The organism is Actinoplanes sp. NPDC024001 (genome assembly GCF_040638955.1).
Taxonomy (GTDB): domain Bacteria; phylum Actinomycetota; class Actinomycetes; order Mycobacteriales; family Micromonosporaceae; genus Actinoplanes.
In genome coordinates this window covers 47052-70922 of the sequence record NZ_JBEZZB010000008.1, presented here as the reverse complement: position 1 = coordinate 70922, position 23871 = coordinate 47052, and the positions used below count along the sequence as shown (strand labels likewise).

The window sequence follows — 23871 nt, the reverse complement described above, 5'->3', positions numbered from 1 at the left end:
CCACCTCGGGTCATACCGGATCGATCAGGTTGATGCTGGTGACTTTCGGGTTGTCCTGCAGGGCGGGCAGTTCGCGGTTGAGCCAGATGCTGCGGTGGCTGGGGGCGTGACTCCAGGCGGTGACCTCGCCCTCGGCGTTCTGCGCGTACCTCTCCGAAAGTCTGCCCCAGATCCTGTCGGCGTGCTCCTTGGTGACGGGCGAGCCGGCCTCGTACAGGGATCGGCTGTCGAAGACGCTGCCGCCGGTGGTCTGTTCCAGGGTGACCGTGGTGACGCCGTCGGTGTTCGCCTCGGCGAACGCGCGCATGCGCGTGCCGTCGTAGGCCGCGCCGGAGTAGAAGGTGGCGCCGTTGACCGGGCTGGTCACGTCGGCCCGCTCCACCTCGCGCATCAGCCGGTGGAACTCGGAGTTCTGGCCGAAGTGTTTCGCCAGCTGGCCGGCGCTCTGCGCGGCGGCCCGGCTGCCGGCGGTCTGCAGCAGGTCGGCCGCGCGGGTGAACATCTGCGCGACCTCGCCCTCCACCACCTGCAGGGACCGGTGGATGATCTCGCGGCAGGCGAGGCGGGAGGCGGCGACGAAGACCGGGATCTCGGCGAGGGTGGCCCCGGCCGTGACGAAGGCGGTGGCGACCGCCTGGCCGACCTGGAAGGTCAGGAGGGTGAGCTGGGCGATGAAGGCCGTCTTGAGGGCGACGGTCACACCGGCCATCGCGATCAGGCCGGCGCCGATCAGCTCGACGGCGGTGGCCGCGTCCTCCAGGTGGCGGCCGGGGCCGTCGGGGCCGGTCCACCACTGTTCGAAGGCTTCGACGGAGGCGCCTTCGTTCTCCATCCACACGCGGCGGGCGGCCGCGTCGGCTTCCGCGGCGTGGATGCGCAGCCGCGCGCCGTGCTCGATCCAGGCGCGGCCGTCGGCGTAGAGGCGGTCCTCGTCGGTCTGCGGCCAGGTGAGGCCGACCCAGCCGAGCGGCTCGGTGAGTTCGGCGGGCAGCTCGATGCTCATGTCCCCGGGCCGCCTTCACACGCGGCCGGGCCCGGGGGAACGAAGGCCGCCAGGGCGGCGGCCGACTCCGCGTCGGTGCCGGTGAGGGCTCGGGCCTGCACGGCCAGCGTGAGCGCGGCATCGCCGACCTGCTGCACATAGGAGCCGAGCGCGGTCAGGGCATGTCCCAGAACAGCCTGGTACGCGACCGCGAACGCGGTGCCGCTCTCGTCGTCGCCCCACGGGTTGCCCGGCCCGTGCACGGTGTTCTCCAGCAGCGCCACGTCGTCGGCCATCCGCTGGGCGATGCCGGCCAGGGCGCCACCGGCCGCGGCGACCGTTTGGGCGTCCAGGTGCAGCCGTACGCTCACCATCGCCGGTCCGCCCGCCGCGTCAGGTCGTACAGGGCGAGGGAGATCTCCGCGAACCTGCGGTCAGCGGCCTGGATGACCTCGGTGGTGTCCTGCGGCGCAGCGGCGGCGTAGCCCGCCGCAGCCGCGGTCGCCTGCTCGCGCACCTGGTCGTGGGCGAGGGTGAAGGCGCTGATGAGCGCGTCCCGGAACTCGTCGGCGGGCATGGACATCGCCTGTGGGTCGACGTCCAGGTCCCAGAGGCGGCCGTCACCGTCGAGCTCGACCCGGATCCGTCCGCCGGCCGTCTCGGCCACTCCCCAGACTTCCATCTCGGCCTCCCATCGATGGCGAATACACCGGATGCACGCTCCGGGTTCAAAGCAACACGGTGAGGCGCGAAAGGGACGCAACGCGGCGGCCGGGCGGGTCTGGGATAGGTTTTATCCGCGGACAGGAGGTGGTGGCAGTGGCGGATTCGACTCTGCGGGTCCGGCAGGCCGCTGCTTTGCACCGGCAGGCGGCGGCGACGGTGGACGCGGCCGCTGCCGCGCTGGAGGCCTATGCCCCGGCCGTCGTCGACCCCCGGGAGCAGCATCGGCTTGCCGAGCGGTTGCGGTTGGCGGCTGACCGGCTGGCGCCGGGATGGCTCGGCGCCACGTTGGACGCTCTGGCGCCCACGGCGCCGCTGGGTGGTGCCGGCACGCCGCAGTTCGTCCGGCTCGGGGTCGCCCAGCCGTTGGACGACGTCCGTTTTCCAGCCGTCGTGCCGCTGCTCGGCACGGGTCATCTGACCGTCGACGCGACCGCCACCGATCCGCGCGTGTTCGGCTTGCTGCGGTGCCTGCTGCTGCGCCTGTTCGCGGCGACGCCGGCCGGTTCGCTGCTGGTGCGCACCGTCGACGGGGTCGGCGGTGGCGGGGTGTTCGCGCCGTTCGAGGAGCTGGCCGACGCCGGGCTGATGGCGCCGCCGGCGACCGACCGGCAGGGCCTGCGGGACGTGCTCTCCGAGGCGGAGAAATGGCTGCGGCCGGTGCGTGGCGGCGCCACCCGGCGCAGCCGGCGCGACCGGATGATGCTGGTGGTGATCGCCAGCCTGCCGGAGCTCACCGAGGGCGAGGAGCTGCGCCGGATCGCGGCGCTCGCGCAGCAGGGGCCGGACTCCGGGCTGCACCTGATCGTGGCCGGCTGGCCGCCTCCGCCGCTGACCGCGGAGACCACCCAGGCACCGCTGCCCCGGACCACCGCGATCTCGGTGCGGAACCCGTTCGCGATCATCGGGGATCCGCCGGGCGGCACGTTCGGCTCCACGCCCGAGGCGCTGTGGTTGAACGCCCCGGTGTTCCTGGACGAGGACCCGCCACCGCACCTGATCGACGCGGTCTGTCACGAGCTGGCGGCGGACACCGCCGAGGCGTCCCGGGTCACCCTCGCCGACCTGCTGCCGGAGCCCAACGAGGAGCTGTGGGGCGGTGACGCGGCGACCGGGGTGGAGACCGTGGTCGGCCATCACGGTGACGTTCCGCTGGTGCTGCGGTTCAACGATCTGACCCCGCACTGGATGGTCGGCGGCCGGTCCGGCGCCGGCAAGACCGCCTTCCTGATCAACGTGCTGTACGGGCTGGGCGCCCGCTACGGCCCCGACCAGCTCGCCCTCTACCTGCTGGACTTCAAGGAGGGCGTGTCCTTCGCCGAGTTCGTGCCGACCCAGCGTGACCGCACCTGGCTGCCGCACGCCCGCGCCGTCGGTGTCGAGTCCGACCGGGAGTACGGCCTGGCCGTCCTGCGCGAGCTGGACGCCGAGATGGGCCGCCGCTCGATGGCCTACAAGCGGGCCGGCGTGTCGCGGTTCGCGGATCTGCGGGCGGTCGTCGCCGAGGAGGGCCGGGGCACGCCGCTGCCGCGGATCCTCTGCGTGATCGACGAGTTCCAGGTGCTGCTGGCCGGCAACGACCCGATGGCCGTCGAGGCGGTGGCCCTGCTGGAGTCGCTCGCCCGCAAGGGCCGGTCGTACGGCATCCACCTGGTCCTGGCCAGCCAGACGGTGCTCGGCGTGGAGGCGCTCTACGCCAAGCGGGACTCGATCTTCGGCCAGTTCCCGGTGCGGATCGCGCTGCCGGGCGGCGGTGACGTGCTGGAGCCGACGAACGACGCGGCGGCCGGCCTGCCGATGGGCAGCGCGGTGGTGAACACGGCCGGCGGTCTGGGCGGCCCGCGCGGCGCCACCCGCGGTCACGAGCGGGTGGTGCGCTTCCCCGACCCGCACTCCGACCAGCCGCTGCTCAGCGACCTGCGGCACCGGCTGTGGGGTGCCCGCGACCCGGAGGCGCAGCCGCCGCGGGTCTTCGCCGGCTACGCCCAGCAGCACCTCGCCGACGACCCCACCTACCGGTCGGCGCTCGCCGGCCGGGTGGGCCGGCCGGCCGCCCTGGTGGGCCGCGTGATCGACGTGAACTTGTCGACCGCCACCTTCCCCCTGGACTCCTCACCCGGACGGCACCTGGCGATCCTGGGCTCGCAGTCGACCGGCACCGAGGTGCTGGACGCGGCGGCCCGCAGCGTCGCCGCCTTCCACGCGCCGCGGACCGCCCGGATCGTGATCGCGTCGCTGGTCGCCGAGGGCGACGAGACGGCGCAGGCGCTGGCCGCCGAGCTCAGCCACCGGCAGGAGGTGGTGGTCGTCGACGCCGCCGGGCTCGCCGCGGAACTGGACCCGGACCGTCCCGGATACCGGGTGGTGTTCGGGATGGACGCGGCGCCACCGGGCAGCCTGACCGGTCTGCGGCAGCTGCTGCGGACCGGGCCGAGCCGCGGGGCGCATCTGCTGTCCTGGTGGCGCGGGGTGCGGCGGTTCGGCGAGGAGACCGGCGGCAGCATGGGCCGTGAGGACGTGGCCGGCCTGCTCTTCCTCAACGTGCCGCAGACGGACGTGACGCTGATGCTGGGCCGCGCGGTGGACTGGCATCCCCGGGCGAACCGGGCGCTGCTGCACGACCGGCACGCCGACCGCACGGTGACCGTGGTTCCGTTCCTCCAGCCAGAGGGTGACGATCAGTGACCGAGCAGGCGGAGCAGCGCGGCGTCGTTCCGGCTCAGGCGGGGCCGCCGGCCGACCCGTGGGCGGAATATCTCGCCGCGGCGCAGCAGCTGGACGCGCAGCGCCGGGCGGCCAGCTCGGCGGCGGGCGAGCACGCCGCGACGGTCACGGCGGCACGACAGGAGCTTTCCGCCGTACGGGCTCGGTTGGCCCCGCAACGAGCCCGGCTGGTGCGTGACTTCGGCGTACCGGAGCTCGAACTGACACCGCAACCGGCTGACCAGGCCGCGGCGATGGAGCGGGTGGCCGGCGGCCCCGCCGCCGTGCTGACGGCGCTGCGCGACGCCCGGGCCACCGCGGACGCCGCGGACAACGCTTTCGTCGGCCCGGCGCCGCTCGGGCCGAACCGTCCCTGGCTGCGCAACCTGCTGATCTACGGGCCGTTCGCGGCCGTGGTGCTGCTGGTGCAGATCGTGCTGTTCCTGGTGGCCGGTTCCCCGCCGGACTACGCCCTGCTCTGCGGGCTGAGCATGCCGCTGCTGGCGTTCGGGATGGGCTGGGCCACGATCGGGTTCGTCTACGGCGACGAGGGGCGCAAGGTCGACCGCACCCCGCTCGTCGGTGTGATCGTCTGTCTGGTCCCGGTGCTGCTGACCTGCATGATCCGCGGGTTGGAAGCGATCTTCAACTGAGGCTGAGGGAGGCCACGATGGCGAACGTGGAAGAGGTCAAGGCCAACGTGGCGGCGTCGGTGGACGGCGCTCAGCGGGCGGTGGCCGGCATCCAGGCGGTCTCGGATCAGCTGGATCAGGCGCTGGTGCTGCTGCGGATGACCGCGATCGGGTCGTTCCATCCGGCTGCGGCGGCCGCCATCGCGAGCCTTGAGCAGGCCCGCGAGCGGATGGACGAGGCGACGCAGCTGACCCGGGCGGCGATGGACTCGGCGAACATGTACCGCAGCCTCATCTAGAACGATCGGGCGGCCGGCGCCGCGCGGGCCAGTGGGTCAGGCTTACCGGGCGTTGATCAGGGCCATCGCTTCGGCGCGGACCTTGCCGTCGGTCTGGAAACCGCCGCGCACCGCGCTGGTGACGGTGCGGGCGCCGGCCTTGCGGATGCCACGCATCTCCATGCAGAGGTGCTCGCACTCCAGGACCACGATGGCGCCGCGGGCGCCGAGCTGCTCCATCAGCAGGTCGGCGATCTGCGAGGTGAGGCGCTCCTGCACCTGCGGCCGGCGGGCGAAAACCTCGACGAGCCGGGCCAGTTTCGACAGGCCGGTGATGCGCCCGTCGGTGCCGGGGATGTAGCCGATGTGCGCGACACCCTTGAACGGCAGCAGGTGGTGCTCGCACATGCTCTGCAGCTCGATGTCGCGGACCAGGACGAGTTCCTCGTGGTCCGCCTCGAACGTGGTGGTGAGCACGGTCGCCGGGTCGACTCGCAGGCCGGCGAAGAGTTCCGCGTAGGCCCGGGCGACCCGGGCCGGGGTGCGCTGGAGACCGTCACGATCCGGGTCCTCACCGATCGCGATGAGGATCTCCCGGATCGCTTTCTCGATCCGCCCGAGGTCGACGGCCTGCTCCACCGGGGTTCCGGTGAGCTTGCCGTCGACCAGCCGGGCGGCGAGATAGTCGAGCTCGTCTTGCGTAGTAATTAGTTGCTGCCTTCCGCGCCGTTGGCGTTCGGGTTCGGCCCGACGGCGATCTGCCCGTCCGCCTCCGCCTGCGCCTTGAGCTTCTCCCGCTCGGCGGGGGTGAGCACCGGCGGCGCCTCCGACGGCAGCCGCTTGCCGAAGCCGTTGAAGGGCGACATCGGCGGGCGCTTCTGCACCCGGGCGCAGATCCGGTTCATGTCTTCCTGAGTGATGGTTTCCTTCTCCATCAACTCAAGCACCATGTTGTCGAGGACGTCGCGGTATTCGACGAGGATTTCCCACGCTTCGTCGTGGGCGAGCTCGATCAGCGCGCGCACCTCGCCGTCGATGTCGGCGGCGACCGCGTCCGAGTAAGCCTTCTCGTGGCCCATGCTGCGGCCCATGAACGGCTCGTCACCGGTGGTGCCGTACTTCACGGCGCCCAGCTTGGAACTCATGCCGTACTGAGTGACCATGGCCTTGGCCAGGCCGGTGGCCTTCTCGATGTCGTTGCCGGCGCCGGTGGTGGGCTCGTGGAAGACGAGCTCCTCGGCGGCCCGGCCACCCAGCGCGTACGCCAGGGTGTCGATCATCTCGGCGCGGGTCTGCGTGTACTTGTCCTCGGTCGGCAGCACCAGCGTGTGGCCCAGCGAGCGGCCGCGCGGCAGGATCGTCACCTTGTGCACCGGGGCGGAGTGCGGCAGCGCGTAGGCCACCAGCGCGTGCCCACCCTCGTGGTACGCGGTGATCTTCTTTTCCTTGTCGCTCATCGCCCGGGTGCGCCGCTCGGGGCCGGCGATGACCCGGTCGATCGCCTCTTCGAGGAACTCGTTGGAGATCGCCCGCTTCTCGTTCCGGGCGGTCAGCAGCGCGGCCTCGTTGATGACGTTGGCCAGGTCGGCGCCGGAGAAACCGGGCGTCCGGCGGGCCACCGAGTCGAGGTCGACGTCGGGCGTGAACGGCTTGCCCTTGGCGTGCACCCGCAGGATCGCCTTGCGGCCCTCCATGTCGGGGTTGTCCACCGGGATCTGCCGGTCGAAACGGCCGGGACGCAGCAGCGCCGGGTCGAGGATGTCGGGCCGGTTGGTGGCCGCGATCAGGATGACCCCGCCCTTGGTGTCGAAGCCGTCCATCTCGACGAGCAGCTGGTTGAGCGTCTGCTCGCGCTCGTCGTGGCCGCCGCCCATGCCGGCGCCACGGTGCCGGCCGACGGCGTCGATCTCGTCGACGAAGACGATCGCCGGAGCGTTCGACTTGGCCTGCTCGAACAGGTCACGGACCCGGCTGGCGCCGACACCGACGAACATCTCGACGAAGTCGGAACCGGAGATGGAGTAGAACGGCACCCCGGCCTCGCCGGCGACGGCGCGGGCCAGCAGCGTCTTACCGGTACCCGGGCTGCCGAAGAGCAGCACGCCCTTCGGGATCTTCGCGCCGAGTGCCTGGTACTTCGCCGGGTTCTGCAGGAAGTCCTTGATCTCGTGCAGCTCCTGCACGGCCTCGTCGGCACCCGCCACGTCGGCGAAGGTGGTCTTCGGCGTGTCCTTGGTGATCATCTTCGCCTTGGACTTGCCGAAGTTCAGCACCCGGGAGCCGCCACCCTGCATCTGCGACATGAACAGCAGCAGCAGAACCACGAGGATCGCGATCGGCAGCAGGTTGATCAGCAGGCTGAGGAGGATGTTGTCGCCGGAGACCGTGGCGTTGACCGTGCCGCTGATCCGGCCGGCCGCCTTGGCCTCGTTGACCTCGTTCCAAATCTCGTCGCCGACCTCGTACGGGTACTGGGTCTCGATCTTGTCGGTCGACTTGCCGTTGAACCGTTCCTGATTAGCCAGATCGATCTGGAGCGTCTGCTCCTTGTCCTTCTGGACGACCTTCTCGATGCCGGGCTGGTTCAGGCGCTCAAGGGCGACCGAAGTGTCTACCCGCTGGTAGCTGGGACCACTGGTGAAGAAAGAGCTCAGCGCGACTACGCCGATGATCACTAGAATGATCCAGACCACCGGGCGGCGGAAGAAACGCGTACGTTCCATACTGTTGTCGGGCGCCAAGCGCCCGGACCCTCCTGATCGGCGTCCTGGTCAACCTCAACGTCGCCGCGCACCCGCGGCCCCGCAGGCGCTTGTGACGACTACGCCATTGGTCACTCGACCGTACACCGTAGGTGCCGTTTGCGAACCCGTGAGGCAGTAGGGCGAACCCCCCGTACCCGGCGGTAAGTCAGGGCGGTTCATGTGCAAAACCGCCCATAACGACCAATACTGAGAACACGCTGAGAAAGCGGTTCAGCTACGGGCGTACACCTCAGGCTTGAGAACCCCGACGTACGGCAACTCCCGGTAACGCTCCGCGAAGTCCAGACCGTAACCGACCACGAACTCGTTCGGGATGTCGAAGCCGACGTAACGCACCGGGACCTGCACCTTCACCGCATCCGGCTTACGGAACAGCGCGACCACCTCGACGCTCGCCGGGGACCGCGACTCCAGGTACTTCATCAGCCAGGACAGGGTCAGACCGGAGTCCACGATGTCCTCGACCACCAGCACGTGCCGGCCGGTGATGTCGCGGTCCAGGTCCTTGAGGATGCGGACCACGCCCGAGGTGGTGGTGCCCTGCCCGTACGAGGACACGGCCATGAACTCCATCTCGGTGGACGGACCGTGCCGCCCGAGCGCCCGGGCGAAATCGGCCATGAACATGACCGCGCCCTTCAGCACGCAGACCAGCAGAATCCCGTCAGCGGCATCGGTGTGGTCCGCGGAGACCTGCTTGGCAAGTTCGTCGATCTTGTCCCGGATCTGTTGCTCCGAGATGATCACGTGGTCGATGTCGGCGTCGTACCAAGAGCCATCAGCCATGGGGATAAGCCTGCCCCATCGAGGTTACGGATGGTCGAACGGGGCCGGATTCCGGTCAGCAAGCTCACTTGCTATATGCCGGAACCACCCGAACGAGGTCGCCCGAGCGGCGTGCCACACCGATTCCGCCGGGCAGATGCACCGGACCCTGGCCGTGCCAGCCGGTCACCAGCGCGTCCAGCGACGTCACGTGCCGGTAGCCCAGCGCACCGCCCGGCGCGCCCAGCTCCCGGGCCCAGCGATGCAGCACCCGGCCGCGGATCGCCGGCATCAGCCCGGCGAGAACGGACACGGTGAGCCCGGCGGAGGAGCGAGCCGTCTCCAGCGCCGCATCCGCGAGAGCGTCCAGCGCGGCGGTGTCCTCGGCCAGCAGGGTCGCGGTGCGGGCCAGGTTGTCCAGCACGGCCGGGCCGAGCGCGTCGACCAGGGCGGGCAGGACCGAGGCGCGGACGCGGGACCGCGCGTACGCCGGGTCGGTGTTGTGCGGGTCCTCCCAGGGCGCCAGACCGAGCGCGGCGCACGCCTTGCGGGTCTCCGCCCGGGAGACGTCGAGCAGCGGCCGGCGGAACACCCCGCGGCTGGCCGGCATCCCGGCGAGCCCGCGCGGCCCGGCGCCCCGGGCCAGCGCCAGCAGCACCGTCTCGGCCTGGTCGTCGCGGGTGTGCCCGAGCAGCACCGCGGCCGCTCCCAGCTCGGCGGCGGCGGTGCTCAACGCCGCATAACGCGCGGTGCGGGCCGCGGCCTCGGGCCCGCCGGGCAGGCCGGCCACCGAAACCGTCTCGATCCGCACCGGGTCGAAACCGGCGTCCCGGGCCCAGGCGGCCACCGACCGCGCCCGCCGGTCGGAACCCTCCTGCAGGCCGTGATCCACGGTGATCAGGCCGACCCGGCCCCGGCTCACGAACTGGGCGGCCGACGCCAGCGCCAGCGAGTCCGCGCCGCCCGAGCAGGCGATCAGCACCAGCCCGTCGGGAGGCAGCGCACCGCGCACCGCGGCCCGCACCGCCGCCACCGGCGGCGGGATCCGGGCCATCAGCCGTGAACCCGGGCGACCCACGCGTCCGGGTCGCCCAGCTCCTCCAACCGGGGCAGAGACAGCGGCGACGTGAAGATCTTGTTGAAGCCGGTCATCCCGACCCGCTCCACGACGCCGTGCACGAACTTGCGGCCCTCCGCGTACTGCCGCATCTTGACCTCGACGCCGAGCAGGCGGCGGATCGCCTTCTCCAGCGGGTTGCCGCTCTCGCGGCGGCGGTTGAACTTGGAACGGATCGACTCCACCGTGGGGATCACCTCGGGGCCGACCCCGTCCATCACGAACTCGGCGTGCCCCTCCAGCAGGGTCATCAGCGCGGTCAGGCGGTCCAGCACGGCTTTCTGCCCGGGGGTCTGCACGATGTCCAGCACCGAGAGCCGGCTCTCCGGGTCGCGCACCGCGTCGGAGAGCGTCGCCACTCCCCGGCGCAGCCGCTCCAGCAGGTGCTCGCCACCCTGCGAGGCGTCGACGAAAGCCTGCACCTCACCCAGGAAGTAGCCGCGCATCCAGGGCACCGCGGTGAACTGGGTCCGGTGCGTCACCTCGTGCAGGCAGACCCAGAGCCGGAAATCCCGGGAATCCGCGTTGATCTTGCGCTCGACCTCGACGATGTTCGGCGCGTTCAGCAGCAGCTGGCCGGGGTCGGCGGAAAACACCTCGTACTGCCCCAGGACGCGGCCGGACAGGTAGGCCAGGATCGTGCCGGCCTGCACGCCGGTCACCCGGGAGCCGATCGCCTCGGCGAGCGGGCCCGGCGGCTTGTCCCCGGAGAGCCGGCTGACCAGCGGGCCGATCACCTGCTGCAGACCGGCGATGTTCACCTTCGCCCAGTCGCGGCGGTCGACCACCCGCACCGGTGGCACCTCCACCTGTGGGGCCAGCCCCGTGTAGGCCGCCACGTGGCCGGCCGCCTCCTCGGTGAGCGCCCGCAGCTCGGACACCACCTGGGTGGCCTCCTCGAAGGAGACCGCGGGGCCGGATTTGGAGAGGGCGCCCGCGGTGGCGGCGGCCAGATCCCAGTCAACGAACTGCGCCATGCAGCCCACCGTACCCGCGCGGCTCCACACCGCACTCAGGTGAAACCCCCAGGTTCAGCAGCCGCACTGCACCAGCCGGGCCGCCACCCTGTCCAGCGCCGAGCGTGCGGTCAGCGCGTTCGCCCCGCCCTTCGCCATGATTGCGAAGGCCAGCACCCGGCCGTCCTTGGTGATCAGGACACCGGCCAGCGTGTTGACGCCGCTCAGCGACCCGGTCTTGGCCCGCACGATGCCCTGCGCGCTCTGGTTGGGGCTGGGTGTGACGAACCGGGTCCGCATCGTCCCGGACCAGCCCGCCACGGGCAGGCCGTTGAACATGTTGCTCAGCGCGGCCTGCTCGCCGCCGGCCGCCAGCGACAGCGTCTGCACCAGCAGGTCGGGGCTGATGGCGTTGCGGTTGGACAGGCCGCTGGCGTCGTACAGTGTCGCCTCGGCAGCAGGCAGGCCCAGCTCGCTCAACTTGGCCTTCATCGCCTCGGCCGCGCCGGCGAAGCTCGCCGGCTTGCCGGCGGCGAGCGCGACCTGGCGCCCGATCGCCTCGGCCAGCACGTTGTCGCTCTGCTGCAACATCCACTCGACCACCTGGACCAGCGGCGGCGACTCGACCTTGCCGAGCTCGGTGCCCGCGGCCGGCGCGCCGGCCGCCGCGGACGCCGGCGCCGCGGCCGCTTCCGGAGCCTTGCCCTTGGTCACCGCGGCCGCCGGGACGCCGATCATCTTGGCGAACGCCCGCCCCGCGCCCAGCGCCGGATCCGAGAACCGCGGATCCCCACCGAACTCGTTGTGCACCGGCTCCACCCGGCCACCGTTGATCATGAACGCCTGGATCCGGGACACCTGCCCGGCGCCGATGTCCCCCGCACCCCACCCGGTCGCCGTCTCCGGCCCGGTGAACAGCGAGGTGTCGATCACGAGCTTCGTCGGCTTCGTGGCGCCGAGCGCCTTCTTCACCTGTTTGGCCAGATCGTCCAGCCGGGCCGCGCCGGGGAACAGCTTGTTCGCGGTCGTGCCCAGCGACGCGTCACCCCCACCGATGATCACCACCTCGCCCGGGGCGCTGCCCGCGACCACGCGGGTCTCCAGCCGGTAGGCCGGCCCACGCGCCGCCAGCGCGGTCGCCGCGGTCAGCACCTTCGTCGTCGACGCGGGGGTGATCATGCGGTTGGCGTTGCGTTCGTAGAGCACGGTGTCGGACGCCACGTCCAGCACCGAGACGTTCACCGCGGTGCCGAGCGCGGCCGCGCTCACCAGCGGATCCAGCGCGGCCTTCACCGCCGCCGTGTCCGGCGTGACACCGTCGGCCTCGGCCGCGGCCAGCACCGGGGTCGGGCTGGGATCGGGCGTGGTCGGCGCCGGCGTGGGCGCGGTCGTCGGCGTGGCGCCGAGCCAATCATCGACCGGCCCGGGTCGCACGACGAGACCGACAGCCGCCACTGCCGCCAGCAGCGTCAGGGCTACCAGAGCAGAGACCCATTTCGTACGCGTTCTCGATGAGGACCGTGCCTCGCCGGGGCGGCCTTCGTCGCCGGTCCCGGCGTCAAGGCCGGCGCCGGGCTTAAGCACGTCGCCATCCGCCCGGGGCGCGGCGGCAGGCCAGGCGCCGGGTCGATGCACGTCACCATCCGGCTGCGGCCCGGCCGCAGCCCAAGCGCCGGGCTTGAGCGTGTCCCCGTCCGGCTGCGGCCCGGCCGGAGCGCGGCCGCCGTTTTGCGGCACGGCCGCAACCCCGGCTCGCCCAGCGGCTGGTTGCGGCATGCCCGATTGCGCGGCGCCTTGCGGCGCGGCACCCTGCGGCATGCCTGGTTGTGCGGCACCCTGCGGCACGCCTGCCATGCCGGTCCTTGCCTGCGGGCCACTGGTGGGCTCGGCCTGCCGGTGGAGGTCAGCGCCCCACGGGGACGCGCCGCCGGCAACCCCGCTCGGGCCCGTGCCGAGCGCGGTGGTTGGCGGGACCGACGCCCGCCCCGCGCCGCCGGCCGGGCCGGTGCCGCTCGCCGGATGGGCGGTCGCCGGGCGAGTGCCGCCGTCAGGATCCCCAGCGCCGGCCGAGCCCAGGGCGACGGTCCGCTCGCCCACCGGCTCGCGTGCCGGCACGTTGAGCGCTTGAGTCTCGTCGGCTGGTGCGCTGGGCTCCGGAGCCGGCCCTTGCGCCCGATTCTGCGGTGTCCCGGGGATGGCCGGGCGCCCGCCCGCGCCACCGGCCGCCTGCGGTCCGCCCGACGTGCCCGGTTTCGGCACGGGGTTGCCCAGGCGATCCAGAGCCTGCGTCTGGTCGCTCGCCGCAGTGTTGGCTGCCCCGGACTCCCAGCCCTGACCACCGACCGGACGAGATGCCTGCCCCTGCTCGCCGGCGGCGCCGGGCCCGCGATCCTGCGCTTGCGCTCTCGCTGCGCCAGCGCCTGGAGCCTGCTCCGGCCGCTCAGGGGGCACCGATGAGGCCTGCCCCGGCGTGCGGTTCCCCGCCGAGCCGGCGGCCCGAGGGTTGCCGGCCGGCGGTGCGCTCCACGGGCCGACCGGGTGAGGCCCGCTCGGCGGGTACTCGCTCGCGCCCGGCTGCGTCGTTGGCTGAGGTGACCCGGGCGCCGTGTCAGTCGGCCGCTCACCTCTCGCCGGCTCCCCGGCACGGCCCGGCTCTGCAGACGCCACAGCGGGCTGTCCCGCAGCGCGGCCCGTGGGCGGCGTGACAACCGCCCGGCCCGGCGCTGACGCCTGCGGAGCCGAGACAGCCGCCCGGCCCGGAGCCGAAGCCTGCGGAGCCGAAACAGCCGCCCGACCGGTGCCGGCGTCTGCGGTGGGCGTGGGCACGAAGGACCGCGGCATGGTCGGAGCTTCCGGCCCGGGCTCAGCGCTGCGCGGCCCCGGCACGGCCGCCTGCCCAGGCGTGCCTTGAGCAGGGCCGTTGCCCGCCGGAGCCGGCCGTCCCGAATCGGCAGTGCGCCCAGGTTCGCCGCCGCCCGAAGACTGCGAGCCGGAGACCGAAGCCTGCCCGGCGGCCGGATACTGCCCACGCTGCTCGGCGTTCTCTCGCGCCGCGGCCGGCGGGGGCGTGTGCCCAGCAGGCCCACCGGCCCGAGCGGCGCCAGGGTCTGAGAACTGCCAAGTCATCGGCTGCCCGCCGGGACCAGCCGCCTGACTCTCGGCGCTGGTGGGGCGGGGACCTCCGGTGGGGCCTGCGAGGTCGGTCACTCGCGGTCCAGCATGTGGGACGCTGGCCGATCCGGTGGCCTGGGGCTGCGATGGCCGAACGCTCGGAGGCGGCATGCCCGGCGGCGGCACCGCGGCGCGACCCGGTTGCGGTGGCGCTTCCTCCTGCTGCCACGGGAACGGCTGGCGCTCGGCCGGCGGCTGGGCGCTGACCTGCTGATCTCCGCGCCCAGGGACGGCAGCGCGGCCCGGAAGATGCGGCTGTGACGAGGGCACACCGCTGGGGCCCGACGACCGACTAGCGTCATCAGGCCCGTTTTGCGAACCCGACACGCCGGTATTGTCCGGACCGTTATGTGAATCTTGCCTCGTCACACGCCCCTCCTCGCCCGTGGCGTCAGACTTAGGGGAGACTAGCGACATCCGGCACACCGTTGCGCGCGGATCCTGCGGGCCCTGCTTCCATGCCCCGCTTCCCCGCCCGGCGGACCGGCCTATTCAAGCGGGCAAGCAAAAGGGGAGCTAATAATGGATTTCGACGTCTTGGTTGAGATCCCCAAGGGGCAGCGCAACAAGTACGAGGTCGACCACAAGACGGGTCGAATCCGGCTGGACCGGACCCTCTTCACGGCGACACAGTATCCCGCGGACTACGGCTACATCGAGGGCACCCTGGGCCAGGACGGTGACCCGCTGGACGCCCTCGTCCTGATCCAGGAGCCGACCTTCCCCGGCTGTCTGGTCCGGGCCCGCGCGATCGGCATGTACCGGATGACCGACGAGAAGGGCCGCGACGACAAGGTCCTCTGCGTGCCCTACGAGGACCCGCGCCAGGAGCACCTGCGCGACATCCACCACCTGGGCGAGTTCGACCGGATGGAGATCCAGCACTTCTTCACGGTCTACAAGGACCTGGAGCCGGGCAAGTCGGTCGAGGGCGCCACCTGGGTCGGCCGCATCGAGGCGGAGAACGAGATCCGCGCCTCCTTCAAGCGCGCCGAGGCCGCCGAGGCCGAGGGAGAGCACTGACCGCAAGCTCCCGCCGTACCGCTGACGACCGCACCTGCGGGGCCCGCGCCTCGCAGGTGCGGTCGTATGGCATCCGATCCAGTGTCGCCGCTCCGGCATGGACCGAACCGCTGCCCTCGGGCCCACCGCCGGGTCACGTTATGCCGGAGACCGCGCTGAACAGGCCGGTCACCGCGCACGCCATCGGGATCACCGCGATCACGGCGAGGGCGTCCAGCAGGTCGGCGGCACGGCCTATGTAGGGCGAGGGCGCGCGTTCCGCGTACGTCGTGCCGATGGCAACCGTGAGTAAGGCGATGAGAGTGGCCGCGGCGAGCACGGCCGGCAGCAGGCCGGGCTGATCGAGATCCAGAAGGTCGCTGCTCAGCAGGTCAGCGCCGAGGGCGGCGAAGCCGGCGAGGCCGCCGGCGAGCAGTGGGATGCGCTGACGCCGCGTGACGAAGAGCCGGGATCGCAGCAGCAGCGCTGTCGCGCTGACCGCGATCAGGATGCGGGCGGAGAGGGTGCCGGCCGCGGCCAGGGCCGCGAAGGCCCCGGCCGCGAGGACGGCGTGCGCGAGCAGCATGCCGGCCAGCAATTCTTCGGTACGAGTGACGGCCGCGAACACGTCAGCCCGGTCGAGTCGTTCCCGGGCGGGGTCCGGAGTCTCCGCTTCGCCGGCGGGCTGGGTGATCGGTGGCCGTGGTGTCCGGCCGAGGCGGACCGCCAGCAGGGGCAGCAGCCCGATGCCGCAGACCAGCACCGAGATGAGCACCGCGGCCGCGCCGGTGGGCGTGGCGATCAGACCGACGAGGGCGGTGAACGCGCCGAGCAGGCCGGCCGTCACGCCTGCGGTGAAGAGCCGGGACCCGGCCGCCACGCCCATCCCGCCGAACGCGGCGAACAGCAGCACCGACAGCGAGCCCGCGAGCAGTTCGGGGCTGCCGATCCAGGGCAGCAGGGGCAGGATGCCGACCTCGTCGTGTGAGGTGACGACGGCCGCGCCTCCGGCGAACGCGTAGGGCAGCGCATATCCGCCGAGGGCCACGCCGGCGCGCGCGTCACCGTACGCACGGGAAGCCATTGTCGCGGCGAGCGTGAGCAGCGTGGCGACGCCGAGTCCCGCCGGGCCGGCGCTCTGTCCGGGGCCGGCCGTGAGCAGCGTGATCAAGCCGAGTGTGAGGGGGACGGCCGCGGCGGCCAGTGTCGCCGCGCGGGTGGCGCTGGGTGTCCAGATGCCACCGCGGCGTCGGGCGCCTTCGGCGATGGCCTCGACGACGTCGTCGTATTCGAGTTCGGGCCATTCGTCGCCGGCCGGGACGAGGTGCAGGATCTCGCCGTCGCGCACCCCTTGGGGGTGCAGGCCCTGCCCGGTGGCCAGAGCGACGCCGTCGGCGCGCCGCAGTAACCAGCCGCCGTGTTTCTCGCCGTCGTCGGCGAGGCCTTCGCCGGCGTGCTGGAGCACCTCGGGCAGCAGCTCAGCGAGGGGCACGTGCTCGGGGAGGGCGACGTCGACACGACGCTGGGGCGCGCTGATCGTGACGCGGGCCAGACCGACGCTCACCGGGATCCTTTCGTTGTCCACAGGCGCGACCAGGGTTATCCACATCGATGAACTTGATGCTGCGGAACCGGCCGAACTTTACCTAGCATGGGCCGATCGTGATGCCCCGTAATCGATGGGGCACGGAACGCAACCGCCCGAGGGGGACCGATGGCCACCGTGACGATCAAGCGGTCCGCCCGTCGGCCGGCTCCCGAGATCCCGGTCGGTGAGCTGCCGGTCGACCCGCCTCCGGAGATTCCGGAGCAGGTGGGCGGGCGCTGGCAGCAGTGGCTGATGGCGTTGCCGATGCTGGGCGGCACCCTGGCCATGGCGATGATGATGGGCCAGGGTCGCAGCGGGCCCTATGCCTATGTGATCGGCGGCCTGTTCGGCATCTCGTCGCTGGCGATGCTGACCACCTCGTTCGGCGCGTCCGGCGCGCCACGGAAAGCCGAGATGGTGGCGGCTCGCCGGGAGTATCTGCGGCATCTCGCCGGGTTGCGGCGCCGGGTCCGGGAGACAGCGCGCAAGCAGCGAGCCGGGCTGCTCTACCGGCATCCGGATCCGGAGCGGTTGTGGTCCACGGTGGGCAGTCACCGGCTGTGGGAGCGGCGGCCGGCCGATCCTGACTTCGGGGTGGTGCGGGTCGGGGTGGGTCCGCAGACGCTGTCGACGCCGCTGGTCCCGCCGGTGACCCGGCCGTTGGACGAGCTGGAGCCGATGACCGCCGGTGCGCTGCGACGGTTCCTGGATGCGTACTCGGTGGTGCCCGACCTGCCGGTGGCGATGTCGCTGCGCGGGTTCGGCCGGGTCTTCGTCCGTGGCGACGGCACCGATGCCGAGAGGGCCCGTGCGCTGGTCCGCGCGGTGCTTACCCAGCTCGCGGTCTTCCACCCGCCGGGCGACCTGGTCGTGGCGGTCTGCGCCGGGCCGGAGCGCCGGGCGGCCTGGGAGTGGGTCAAGTGGCTGCCGCACGCCCGGCATCCGAGCCACACCGACGCGCTGGGCCCGGTGCGCCTGGTCACCGCCACCATCGGGCGGATGGAGCCGCTGCTGGAGGAGGTCGTCGCCGGCCGGGCCCGGTTCCAGCCCGAGCAGGAGGGCGGGAGCGTCCCGCACGTCGTGGTCGTGCGCGACGGTGCGGACACCGGCGACGCGGCCCGGCCGGACGACAGCCTCGACGGCGTGACCGTGCTGGACCTGGACGTCGCACCGCCCCGCCTGCTGGACCGTTCGATGCTGGTCCTGCGGGTGCGCGAGGACGGGACGCTGGAGACGTCCACGATGGACCACGACGCCGAGGCCGGCCGGGCCGACGGCCTGTCGGCCGCGCAGGCCGAGGCGGTGGCCAGGCAGCTGGCGCCGCTGCGGCCGGCCTCAGCACAGGACCTGTCGGGTACGACGAGTGCCCCCGACACGGGCCTGTCCGAGCTGCTCGGCATCGCCGATCCGGAGAGTTTCACGGTGGCCGCCCGGCGTTCCCGTCCGCATCGGGAGCGGCTGCGGGTGCCGATCGGGGTGAGCGCCGACGGCGTCCCGGTCGAGCTGGATCTGAAGGAGTCCGCACAGGACGGCATGGGTCCGCACGGGCTGCTGATCGGCGCGACCGGCTCCGGCAAGTCGGAGCTGCTGCGCACGCTGGTGCTGGCGCTCGCCGCCACCCACTCGTCGGAGACGCTGAACTTCGTTCTGATCGACTTCAAGGGTGGTGCGACCTTCGCGTCGATGGACCGGCTGCCGCACACCGCCGCGCTGATCACGAACCTGGAGGATGCGCTGCCCCTGGTCGACCGGATGGCTGATGCGATCGACGGCGAGCTGATCCGTCGGCAGGAGCTGCTGCGCCGGGCCGGGAACTTCGCCGGGCTGCGGGATTACGAGCAGGCACGGGAGAGCGGGGCGGCGCTGCCACCGTTGCCGTCGCTGCTGGTGGTCTGTGACGAGTTCTCCGAGCTGCTGCAGAAGAAGCCGGAGTTCATCGAGCTGTTCCTGCAGATCGGCCGGCTGGGCCGGTCACTCGGCGTGCACCTGCTGCTGGCCAGTCAGCGGCTGGAGGACGGGCGGTTGCGCGGGCTGGACACGCACCTGTCGTACCGGATCGGGCTGCGGACGTTCTCGGCGCTGGAGTCGCGGGCGGTGCTGGGCGTGCCGGATGCGTACGAGTTGCCCCGATCGCCCGGCCACGGCTACCTGAAGTTCGGGACCGAGCCGCTGACCCGGTTCCGGGCCGCCTACGCCTCGGGGCCGGTGCGCCGGGGCGGCGGATCAAGCCGGGCGGCCGACCACGCGGGCGGACCGCTGGTTCTGCCCTGGACCACCCGGCACGTGGCCGCCCCGGAGCCGGTCGAGCCGGCCCGGCGGGAGGAGACCCCGCCCGGGGAGACCGTGCTCGGCGTGCTGGTGGACCGGCTCGCCGGCCAGGGACCGCCGGCACATCAGGTGTGGCTGCCGCCGCTGGAACGGTCGGCCGCACTCGACGACCTGCTCGGGCCGGCGGGGCCGGATCCGGTGCGCGGGCTGACCTTCGCCAACCCGGCGCTGCACGGGCGCCTGCAGGTGCCGGTCGCGCTCATCGACAAACCGCGTGAGCAGGTGCGCGACGTCATGTGGCTGCAACTGGCCGGTGCGGCGGGGCACGTCGCGGTGGTCGGTGGGACGCAGAGCGGCAAGTCCACTGTGCTGCGGACGTTGATCTGCGGGCTCGCACTCACCCACACCCCGGTCGAGGTGCAGGTCTACTGCCTGGACTTCGGTGGTGGCGCGTTGGGCACGCTGCGGGACCTGCCGCACGTGGGCGGCGTGTTCGGGCGGCTGGAGGCGGAGGGTGTGCGGCGGACGGTCGGTGAGATGGTGACGCTGCTCGCCGACCGGGAGCGCCGGTTCGCCGAGCTGGGCGTGGACTCGATGGCGGCATATCGGCAGCGCCGCAGTGAGGCTGACGTCTTCCTGGTGGTGGACGGCTGGGCGACCCTGCGCAAGGACTACGAGGAGTTGGAGCCGGTGCTGACCGACCTGGCGACGCGCGGGTTGTCGTACGGGATTCATCTGGTGGCCGCCGCCTCCCGGTGGATGGATTTCCGGCCTGCCGTCCGGGATCTCTTCGGGTCCCGGCTCGAGTTGCGGCTCGGCGATCCGGCCGACTCGATCGTCAACCGGCGGGCCGCGCTCGCCGTGCCGGAACAGCAGCCGGGCCGCGGTGTGGTGGAGAACCCCGCCGACCGGAGCCGGGGCCTGCACCTGCTCACGCTGCGGCCCGAGGTGACCGGGCTGGGTGACACCGCCGGGCTGGTCAAGGCGGTCGCGACGGCCTGGCCGGGCCCGGTGGCACCGGCGGTGCGCCTGTTGCCGGCCTCCGTGCCGTATGCCGAGGTGGGCGCGGACCGAGGGGCGGACCTGCGCATCCCGATCGGCATCGCGGAGGCCGACCTGCGGCCGGTGGCGATCGACTTCGCGACCGATCCGCACTTCCTGCTCTTCGGCGACGCCGAGTCCGGCAAGTCGTCGTTCCTGCGTGCGCTCGCCACCTCGGTGAGCCGGCGCTTCGCGCCCGAGCAGGCCCGGATCATCCTGGTCGACTACCGGCGCAGCCTGATGGACCTGCCCGCGACCGAACACCGCATCGGGTACGGGATGCAGGCCCAGCAGACGCAGGACCTGATGCAGTCGGTGGCCGGCTACATGCAGCGTCGCCTGCCCGGCCCCGAGGTGACCGCCCAGCAGCTGCGGGATCGCTCCTGGTGGACCGGTCCGGAACTCTTCGTTCTCGTCGACGACTACGACCTCGTGGTGGCCGGTCCGGTGAACCCGCTGGCACCATTGCTGGAGTACCTGCCGCAGGCTCGCGACATCGGCCTGCACCTGGTGCTCACCCGTCGCAGTGGTGGGGCCGGGCGGGCCCTCTACGAGCCGGTGATCCAGCGGCTGCGTGAGCTTTCCGCACCGGGACTGGTGATGTCCGGCTCACCGGAGGAGGGCGTGTTGCTCGGCACCGTGCGACCTGCCGCTTTGCCTGCAGGGCGTGGCCGGCTGATCACCCGGCGTGAGGGAACCCGGCTGATTCAGCTGGCCCATCTGCCACCGTTTCGCGATTCGGCTAAATCGGCAGACGTGGAGTGCGATTAGCCATGAAGGACCGCAGCGACACGCCGTCCGTTGGGAGTAATCTCCCCCCATCGACTGACCGTCCGTCTCAGGAATGGCGACGCCGACTCGTGAGCGAAGTGAGCGACATCTTCAGGCCTGCACGGTCGCGACTCGGCGCGGCCGTGCTGGCCGGACTGATCGCGTTCGGCGCCCCGGCCACCGCGGCCACCGCTGCGCCCGCACCGAGCCGGTTCGGCCCGCTGACCGAGCCGACCACCACCGACGGCGACTGGGCCCGGGCCGAGCAGTGGCATGTGCAGGCGCTGAACCTGGCGGGCGCGTGGACATATGCCGACGGCGCCGGCGTGACGGTCGCGGTCCTCGACTCCGGCGTCGACGCCCACCACACCGACCTGGAGGGCCAGGTGCTGCCCGGCCTCGACCTGGTGGACACGGACGGCAAGGGCGACTCCGACCCGGTCGGTCACGGCACCACGGTGTCGGCCATCATCGCCGGCCGGTCCGACGACACCGCCGGCGTGGTCGGGATCGCCCCGAAATCGAAGATCCTGCCGATTCGGGTGCTGGATTCCGAGAACCGGTATGACGACGCGCTGACGGTCGCCAAAGGCGTGCGCTGGGCGGTTGATCATGGCGCCAAGGTGCTGAACCTGTCGCTCGGCGGCAGCGGCTCCAGCGCCGCTCTGGCCGCCGCGCTGGACTACGCGTTCGCCAAGGACGTGGTGGTGATCGCCTGCACCGGCAACGCGACCGCGTCGACGACGTCGGAGAACAGCGGCGTCTGGTATCCGGCACGGGAGCCCGGTGTGGTGGCCGTCTCCGGCGTGGAGCGGGAGAACAACAAGCTCTGGTCGGGTTCGATCACCGGCAAGGAAACGGTGATCACCGCGCCCGCCACGCAGCTGCTCGGCGCCCGGCCGGACGGCTACTGGAAGGTGCAGGGGACGAGCTTCGCCGCACCGATGGTCGCCGGTACGGCGGCGCTGATCCGGTCCCGGTGGCCGGACATGCCGGCCGGTGAGGTGGTCAACCGGCTGATCAAGACCGCGCGTGATCTGGGCGCCCCTGGTCGCGATCCGGAATTCGGCTTCGGGTTGGTGGATCCGGTCGCGGCGCTCACCGCCGACATTCCGATCATCCTGGGCAATCCGCTGGACACGACGCCACCGCAGGGCGTGGCCAAGTTCGGCAGTGCGCCCGCTTCGGGCCAGGCGCAGTCGGCGCCGGAAGCGTCCGGCCAGCCGCATGCCGCCACCAGGGCGCCGGGCCCGAACGCCGGCGGCTGGGCCTCGCCGACGGCGGCACCGGCCACGGAGGACTCACATCAAGCCCGATGGATCGCCATCCTGCTCTTCGTCATCTCCGCGATCGCCGCAGCGGTGACGATCCGCCGCTTCGCCCGCGCGACGGGCTGAGCCGGGCCGCCAGGACCCGGCATCACGTAGCTAACCCAGGTCCCCGCAGCCGAAACCTGCTCGGCCATAAAGCGCGGTCCCAAGGCTGGCAGGATTGCGCAGCCCGCAGCCCGCAGCCCTCAGCCCATAACCCGCAACCTGCACCGCTGCCGGGCAGCTAGACAGCACTCGAACCTTCTGCCGCCGACCGCCTCCCCTCGCCGCAGGGGGTGCGGGTTGTTCGCGGTCGGCACCGGTCAGGTGGCGGCGCGCGCAACGGTAAGCGAACCAGCGGAACAGGCCGGGTTGGCCCCAACGAACTGAAGCCGGACAAAGACCGAGCCGACAAAGAGCAAACTGGGCAAGGCCGGGCCAGCTCGGGCAAGGCCGGGCCGGGCAAGGCCGGGCCAGCTCGGGCAAGGCCGGGCCGGGCAAGGCCGGGCCAGCTCGGGCAAGGCCGGGCCGGGCAAGGCCGGGCCGGGCAAGGCCGGGCCGGGCAAGGCCGGGCCGGGCAAGGTAAGCCGGACAGGGTGGGCGGGTCGGGGCTGGGGTGGTCAGGCGCATTCGCCGGTGCGGACGCCCTTGGTGTTCTCGCGGCCGGCCTTCGCCACTCCTGCTGCCTCGTCTGCCGTCAGGGCGAAGCCGACATTCTTGTCGTCGGCCGCCGCGGCGAAGATGACGCCGAGGACCGCGCCGGTCGGGTCGATCAGAGGGCCGCCCGAGTTGCCGCTGCGGACCAGCGACTTGATCGTGTAGATCTCCCGGGTCACGTCGGCCGCGTCGTAGATGTCCGGGCCGGTGATCCGGCTGACGTCGCGCACGCGAGCGGACTGGGCGTTGTACGGCCCGTCCTGCGGATAGCCGAGCACGATCGCGTTCGCCCCGCTCGCCGCTTCCTTGTTGGCGAACGACATGATCGGCGCCCGCAGGCCCGGCACGTAGAGCACCGCCAGGTCCCGCTTCGGGTCGTAGACCACCACCTTGCCCTCGAGCTGACCGCGGGACGTCTCCACGACCACCTCCTTGGTGCCGGCCACCACGTGCGCATTGGTCATCACGCGCTCCTGCGCGTAGACGAAGCCGGTGCCCTCGATGCGGCGCGAGCAGCTCGGGGCCGCGCCCAGGATCTTCAGCACCGAGCGGCGGGAGTCGCGGACGACCTCCGAGTTGCGCAGCGCCGGGTCCGGCTCGGCGACCTCTTTCGCCTCGGTGCGGGCCAGGCCGCCGAACACGTCGGGGAAGCCGCTGGTGTTCAGGGTGTCGCGCAGCGCCGACGAGAGCGTCTGCGCCTCCTCCGGCATCAGGCCGTTGATGCCGCCGAGGATCGCGCTGCTGCGGAACTCCCGGTTGACTGCCGGGAACGGGGTGGATCCGAGCGGCACCGCCACCAGCCAGGCGGCCAGCAGCAGGGCGACCACCGAGATGACCGCGCCGCCGGCGTCGTCGAGGTGCTGCAGCGGCTTGCTGAAGATGCCGCGCCGCAGGTTGGTGCCGAGCCAGCCGGCCAGGGTCTGCCCGAGCACGGCCAGGGTGAGGATGACCGCGAGCGACACGACGAGCCGCACCGTGCCGTCGGCGAACTGTCGCGCGATCAGCGGACCGAGCTGCAGGCCGATGAGGACACCGCTGAAGAACCCACCCAGCGAGAGCGCGCCGATGACGAAGCCCTGGCGGTAGCCGCTGACCGCGAAGAGCAGCATCAGCACGATCAGGAAGACATCGACCACAGGCAC

Annotated in this window: 17 protein-coding genes; 6 read left to right on the top strand and 11 right to left on the bottom strand. The window is 72.1% G+C overall.

From position 1 onward, the window contains the following. Nucleotides 1-10 precede the first annotated feature (10 nt). Genes AB0F81_RS05390 through AB0F81_RS05380 form a run of 3 tightly spaced genes read right to left on the bottom strand, consistent with a single transcriptional unit; the run spans nt 11 to nt 1664 of the window. Nucleotides 11-1003: a hypothetical protein gene (locus AB0F81_RS05390; protein WP_360191304.1), complete on the bottom strand. Its 993-nt coding sequence runs from the start codon at nt 1001-1003 to the stop codon at nt 11-13. After that, the gene (locus AB0F81_RS05385) at nt 1000-1356 is read right to left on the bottom strand and encodes a hypothetical protein (RefSeq protein WP_360191301.1); all 357 of its coding nucleotides are present in this window, start codon (nt 1354-1356) and stop codon (nt 1000-1002) included. The genes AB0F81_RS05390 and AB0F81_RS05385 overlap by 4 nt, the downstream gene beginning before the upstream one ends. Further along, nucleotides 1350-1664 carry a YbaB/EbfC family nucleoid-associated protein gene (locus AB0F81_RS05380; RefSeq protein WP_360191299.1) on the bottom strand — a complete coding sequence of 105 codons (315 nt, stop codon included), beginning with the start codon at nt 1662-1664 and terminating at the stop codon, nt 1350-1352. Before AB0F81_RS05380 ends, AB0F81_RS05385 begins: the two co-directional genes overlap by 7 nt. Nucleotides 1665-1792: 128 nt before the next feature. Here AB0F81_RS05380 and AB0F81_RS05375 point away from each other — a divergent pair, with 128 nt between their 5' ends. The 3 genes from AB0F81_RS05375 to AB0F81_RS05365 are packed head-to-tail and all read left to right on the top strand — an operon-like array spanning nt 1793 to nt 5339. Beyond that, nucleotides 1793-4390 (top strand): FtsK/SpoIIIE domain-containing protein, encoded by a 2598-nt coding sequence (locus tag AB0F81_RS05375; protein ID WP_360191296.1) that lies wholly within the window; start codon nt 1793-1795, stop codon nt 4388-4390. Further along, nucleotides 4387-5061 carry a hypothetical protein gene (locus AB0F81_RS05370; protein ID WP_360191293.1) on the top strand — a complete coding sequence of 225 codons (675 nt, stop codon included), beginning with the start codon at nt 4387-4389 and terminating at the stop codon, nt 5059-5061. The genes AB0F81_RS05375 and AB0F81_RS05370 overlap by 4 nt, the downstream gene beginning before the upstream one ends. Before the next feature lie 17 nt (nt 5062-5078). Continuing rightward, nucleotides 5079-5339 carry a hypothetical protein gene (locus AB0F81_RS05365; RefSeq protein WP_360191290.1) on the top strand — a complete coding sequence of 87 codons (261 nt, stop codon included), beginning with the start codon at nt 5079-5081 and terminating at the stop codon, nt 5337-5339. Between the two features lie 42 nt (nt 5340-5381). Here AB0F81_RS05365 and folE read toward each other — a convergent pair whose 3' ends face one another. The 6 genes from folE to dacB form a co-directional block, all read right to left on the bottom strand. Then, on the bottom strand, nt 5382-6026 hold the full coding sequence (folE, locus tag AB0F81_RS05360) for a GTP cyclohydrolase I FolE (RefSeq protein WP_360191396.1): 645 nt from the start codon (nt 6024-6026) through the stop codon (nt 5382-5384). Continuing rightward, on the bottom strand, nt 6026-8041 hold the full coding sequence (gene ftsH, locus AB0F81_RS05355; protein ID WP_360191287.1) for an ATP-dependent zinc metalloprotease FtsH: 2016 nt from the start codon (nt 8039-8041) through the stop codon (nt 6026-6028). Before ftsH ends, folE begins: the two co-directional genes overlap by 1 nt. Nucleotides 8042-8293: 252 nt before the next feature. Then, nucleotides 8294-8869 (bottom strand): hypoxanthine phosphoribosyltransferase, encoded by a 576-nt coding sequence (gene hpt / locus AB0F81_RS05350; RefSeq protein WP_360191285.1) that lies wholly within the window; start codon nt 8867-8869, stop codon nt 8294-8296. Nucleotides 8870-8933: 64 nt separating this feature from the next. Further along, nucleotides 8934-9902 carry a tRNA lysidine(34) synthetase TilS gene (gene tilS, locus AB0F81_RS05345; protein WP_360191282.1) on the bottom strand — a complete coding sequence of 323 codons (969 nt, stop codon included), beginning with the start codon at nt 9900-9902 and terminating at the stop codon, nt 8934-8936. Continuing rightward, nucleotides 9902-10942, bottom strand: coding sequence for a zinc-dependent metalloprotease (locus AB0F81_RS05340; RefSeq protein ID WP_360191279.1), 1041 nt, complete (start codon nt 10940-10942; stop codon nt 9902-9904). The genes tilS and AB0F81_RS05340 overlap by 1 nt, the downstream gene beginning before the upstream one ends. A 54-nt stretch (nt 10943-10996) precedes the next feature. Then, nucleotides 10997-12355, bottom strand: coding sequence for a D-alanyl-D-alanine carboxypeptidase/D-alanyl-D-alanine-endopeptidase (gene dacB / locus AB0F81_RS05335; RefSeq protein ID WP_360191276.1), 1359 nt, complete (start codon nt 12353-12355; stop codon nt 10997-10999). Nucleotides 12356-14614: 2259 nt separating this feature from the next. Between dacB and AB0F81_RS05330 the strand changes: the two genes are divergently transcribed. Continuing rightward, a complete protein-coding gene (locus tag AB0F81_RS05330) occupies nt 14615-15115 on the top strand; it encodes an inorganic diphosphatase (protein WP_360191273.1) in 501 nt (166 codons plus the stop codon). A 133-nt stretch (nt 15116-15248) separates the two neighbouring features. On the opposite strand, the gene eccD is transcribed toward AB0F81_RS05330, so the two are convergent. Next, nucleotides 15249-16658: a type VII secretion integral membrane protein EccD gene (gene eccD, locus AB0F81_RS05325; protein WP_360191270.1), complete on the bottom strand. Its 1410-nt coding sequence runs from the start codon at nt 16656-16658 to the stop codon at nt 15249-15251. A 150-nt stretch (nt 16659-16808) separates the two neighbouring features. Here eccD and eccCa point away from each other — a divergent pair, with 150 nt between their 5' ends. Together eccCa and mycP are read left to right on the top strand one after the other, a co-directional pair. Then, a complete protein-coding gene (gene eccCa, locus AB0F81_RS05320) occupies nt 16809-20762 on the top strand; it encodes a type VII secretion protein EccCa (protein ID WP_360191267.1) in 3954 nt (1317 codons plus the stop codon). Nucleotides 20763-20860: 98 nt separating this feature from the next. Beyond that, nucleotides 20861-22159 carry a type VII secretion-associated serine protease mycosin gene (mycP, locus tag AB0F81_RS05315; RefSeq protein ID WP_360191264.1) on the top strand — a complete coding sequence of 433 codons (1299 nt, stop codon included), beginning with the start codon at nt 20861-20863 and terminating at the stop codon, nt 22157-22159. 533 nt (nt 22160-22692) lie between these two features. On the opposite strand, the gene AB0F81_RS05310 is transcribed toward mycP, so the two are convergent. Next, nucleotides 22693-23871, bottom strand: a complete 1179-nt coding sequence (locus AB0F81_RS05310; RefSeq protein WP_360191261.1) for a MarP family serine protease — start codon at nt 23869-23871, stop codon at nt 22693-22695.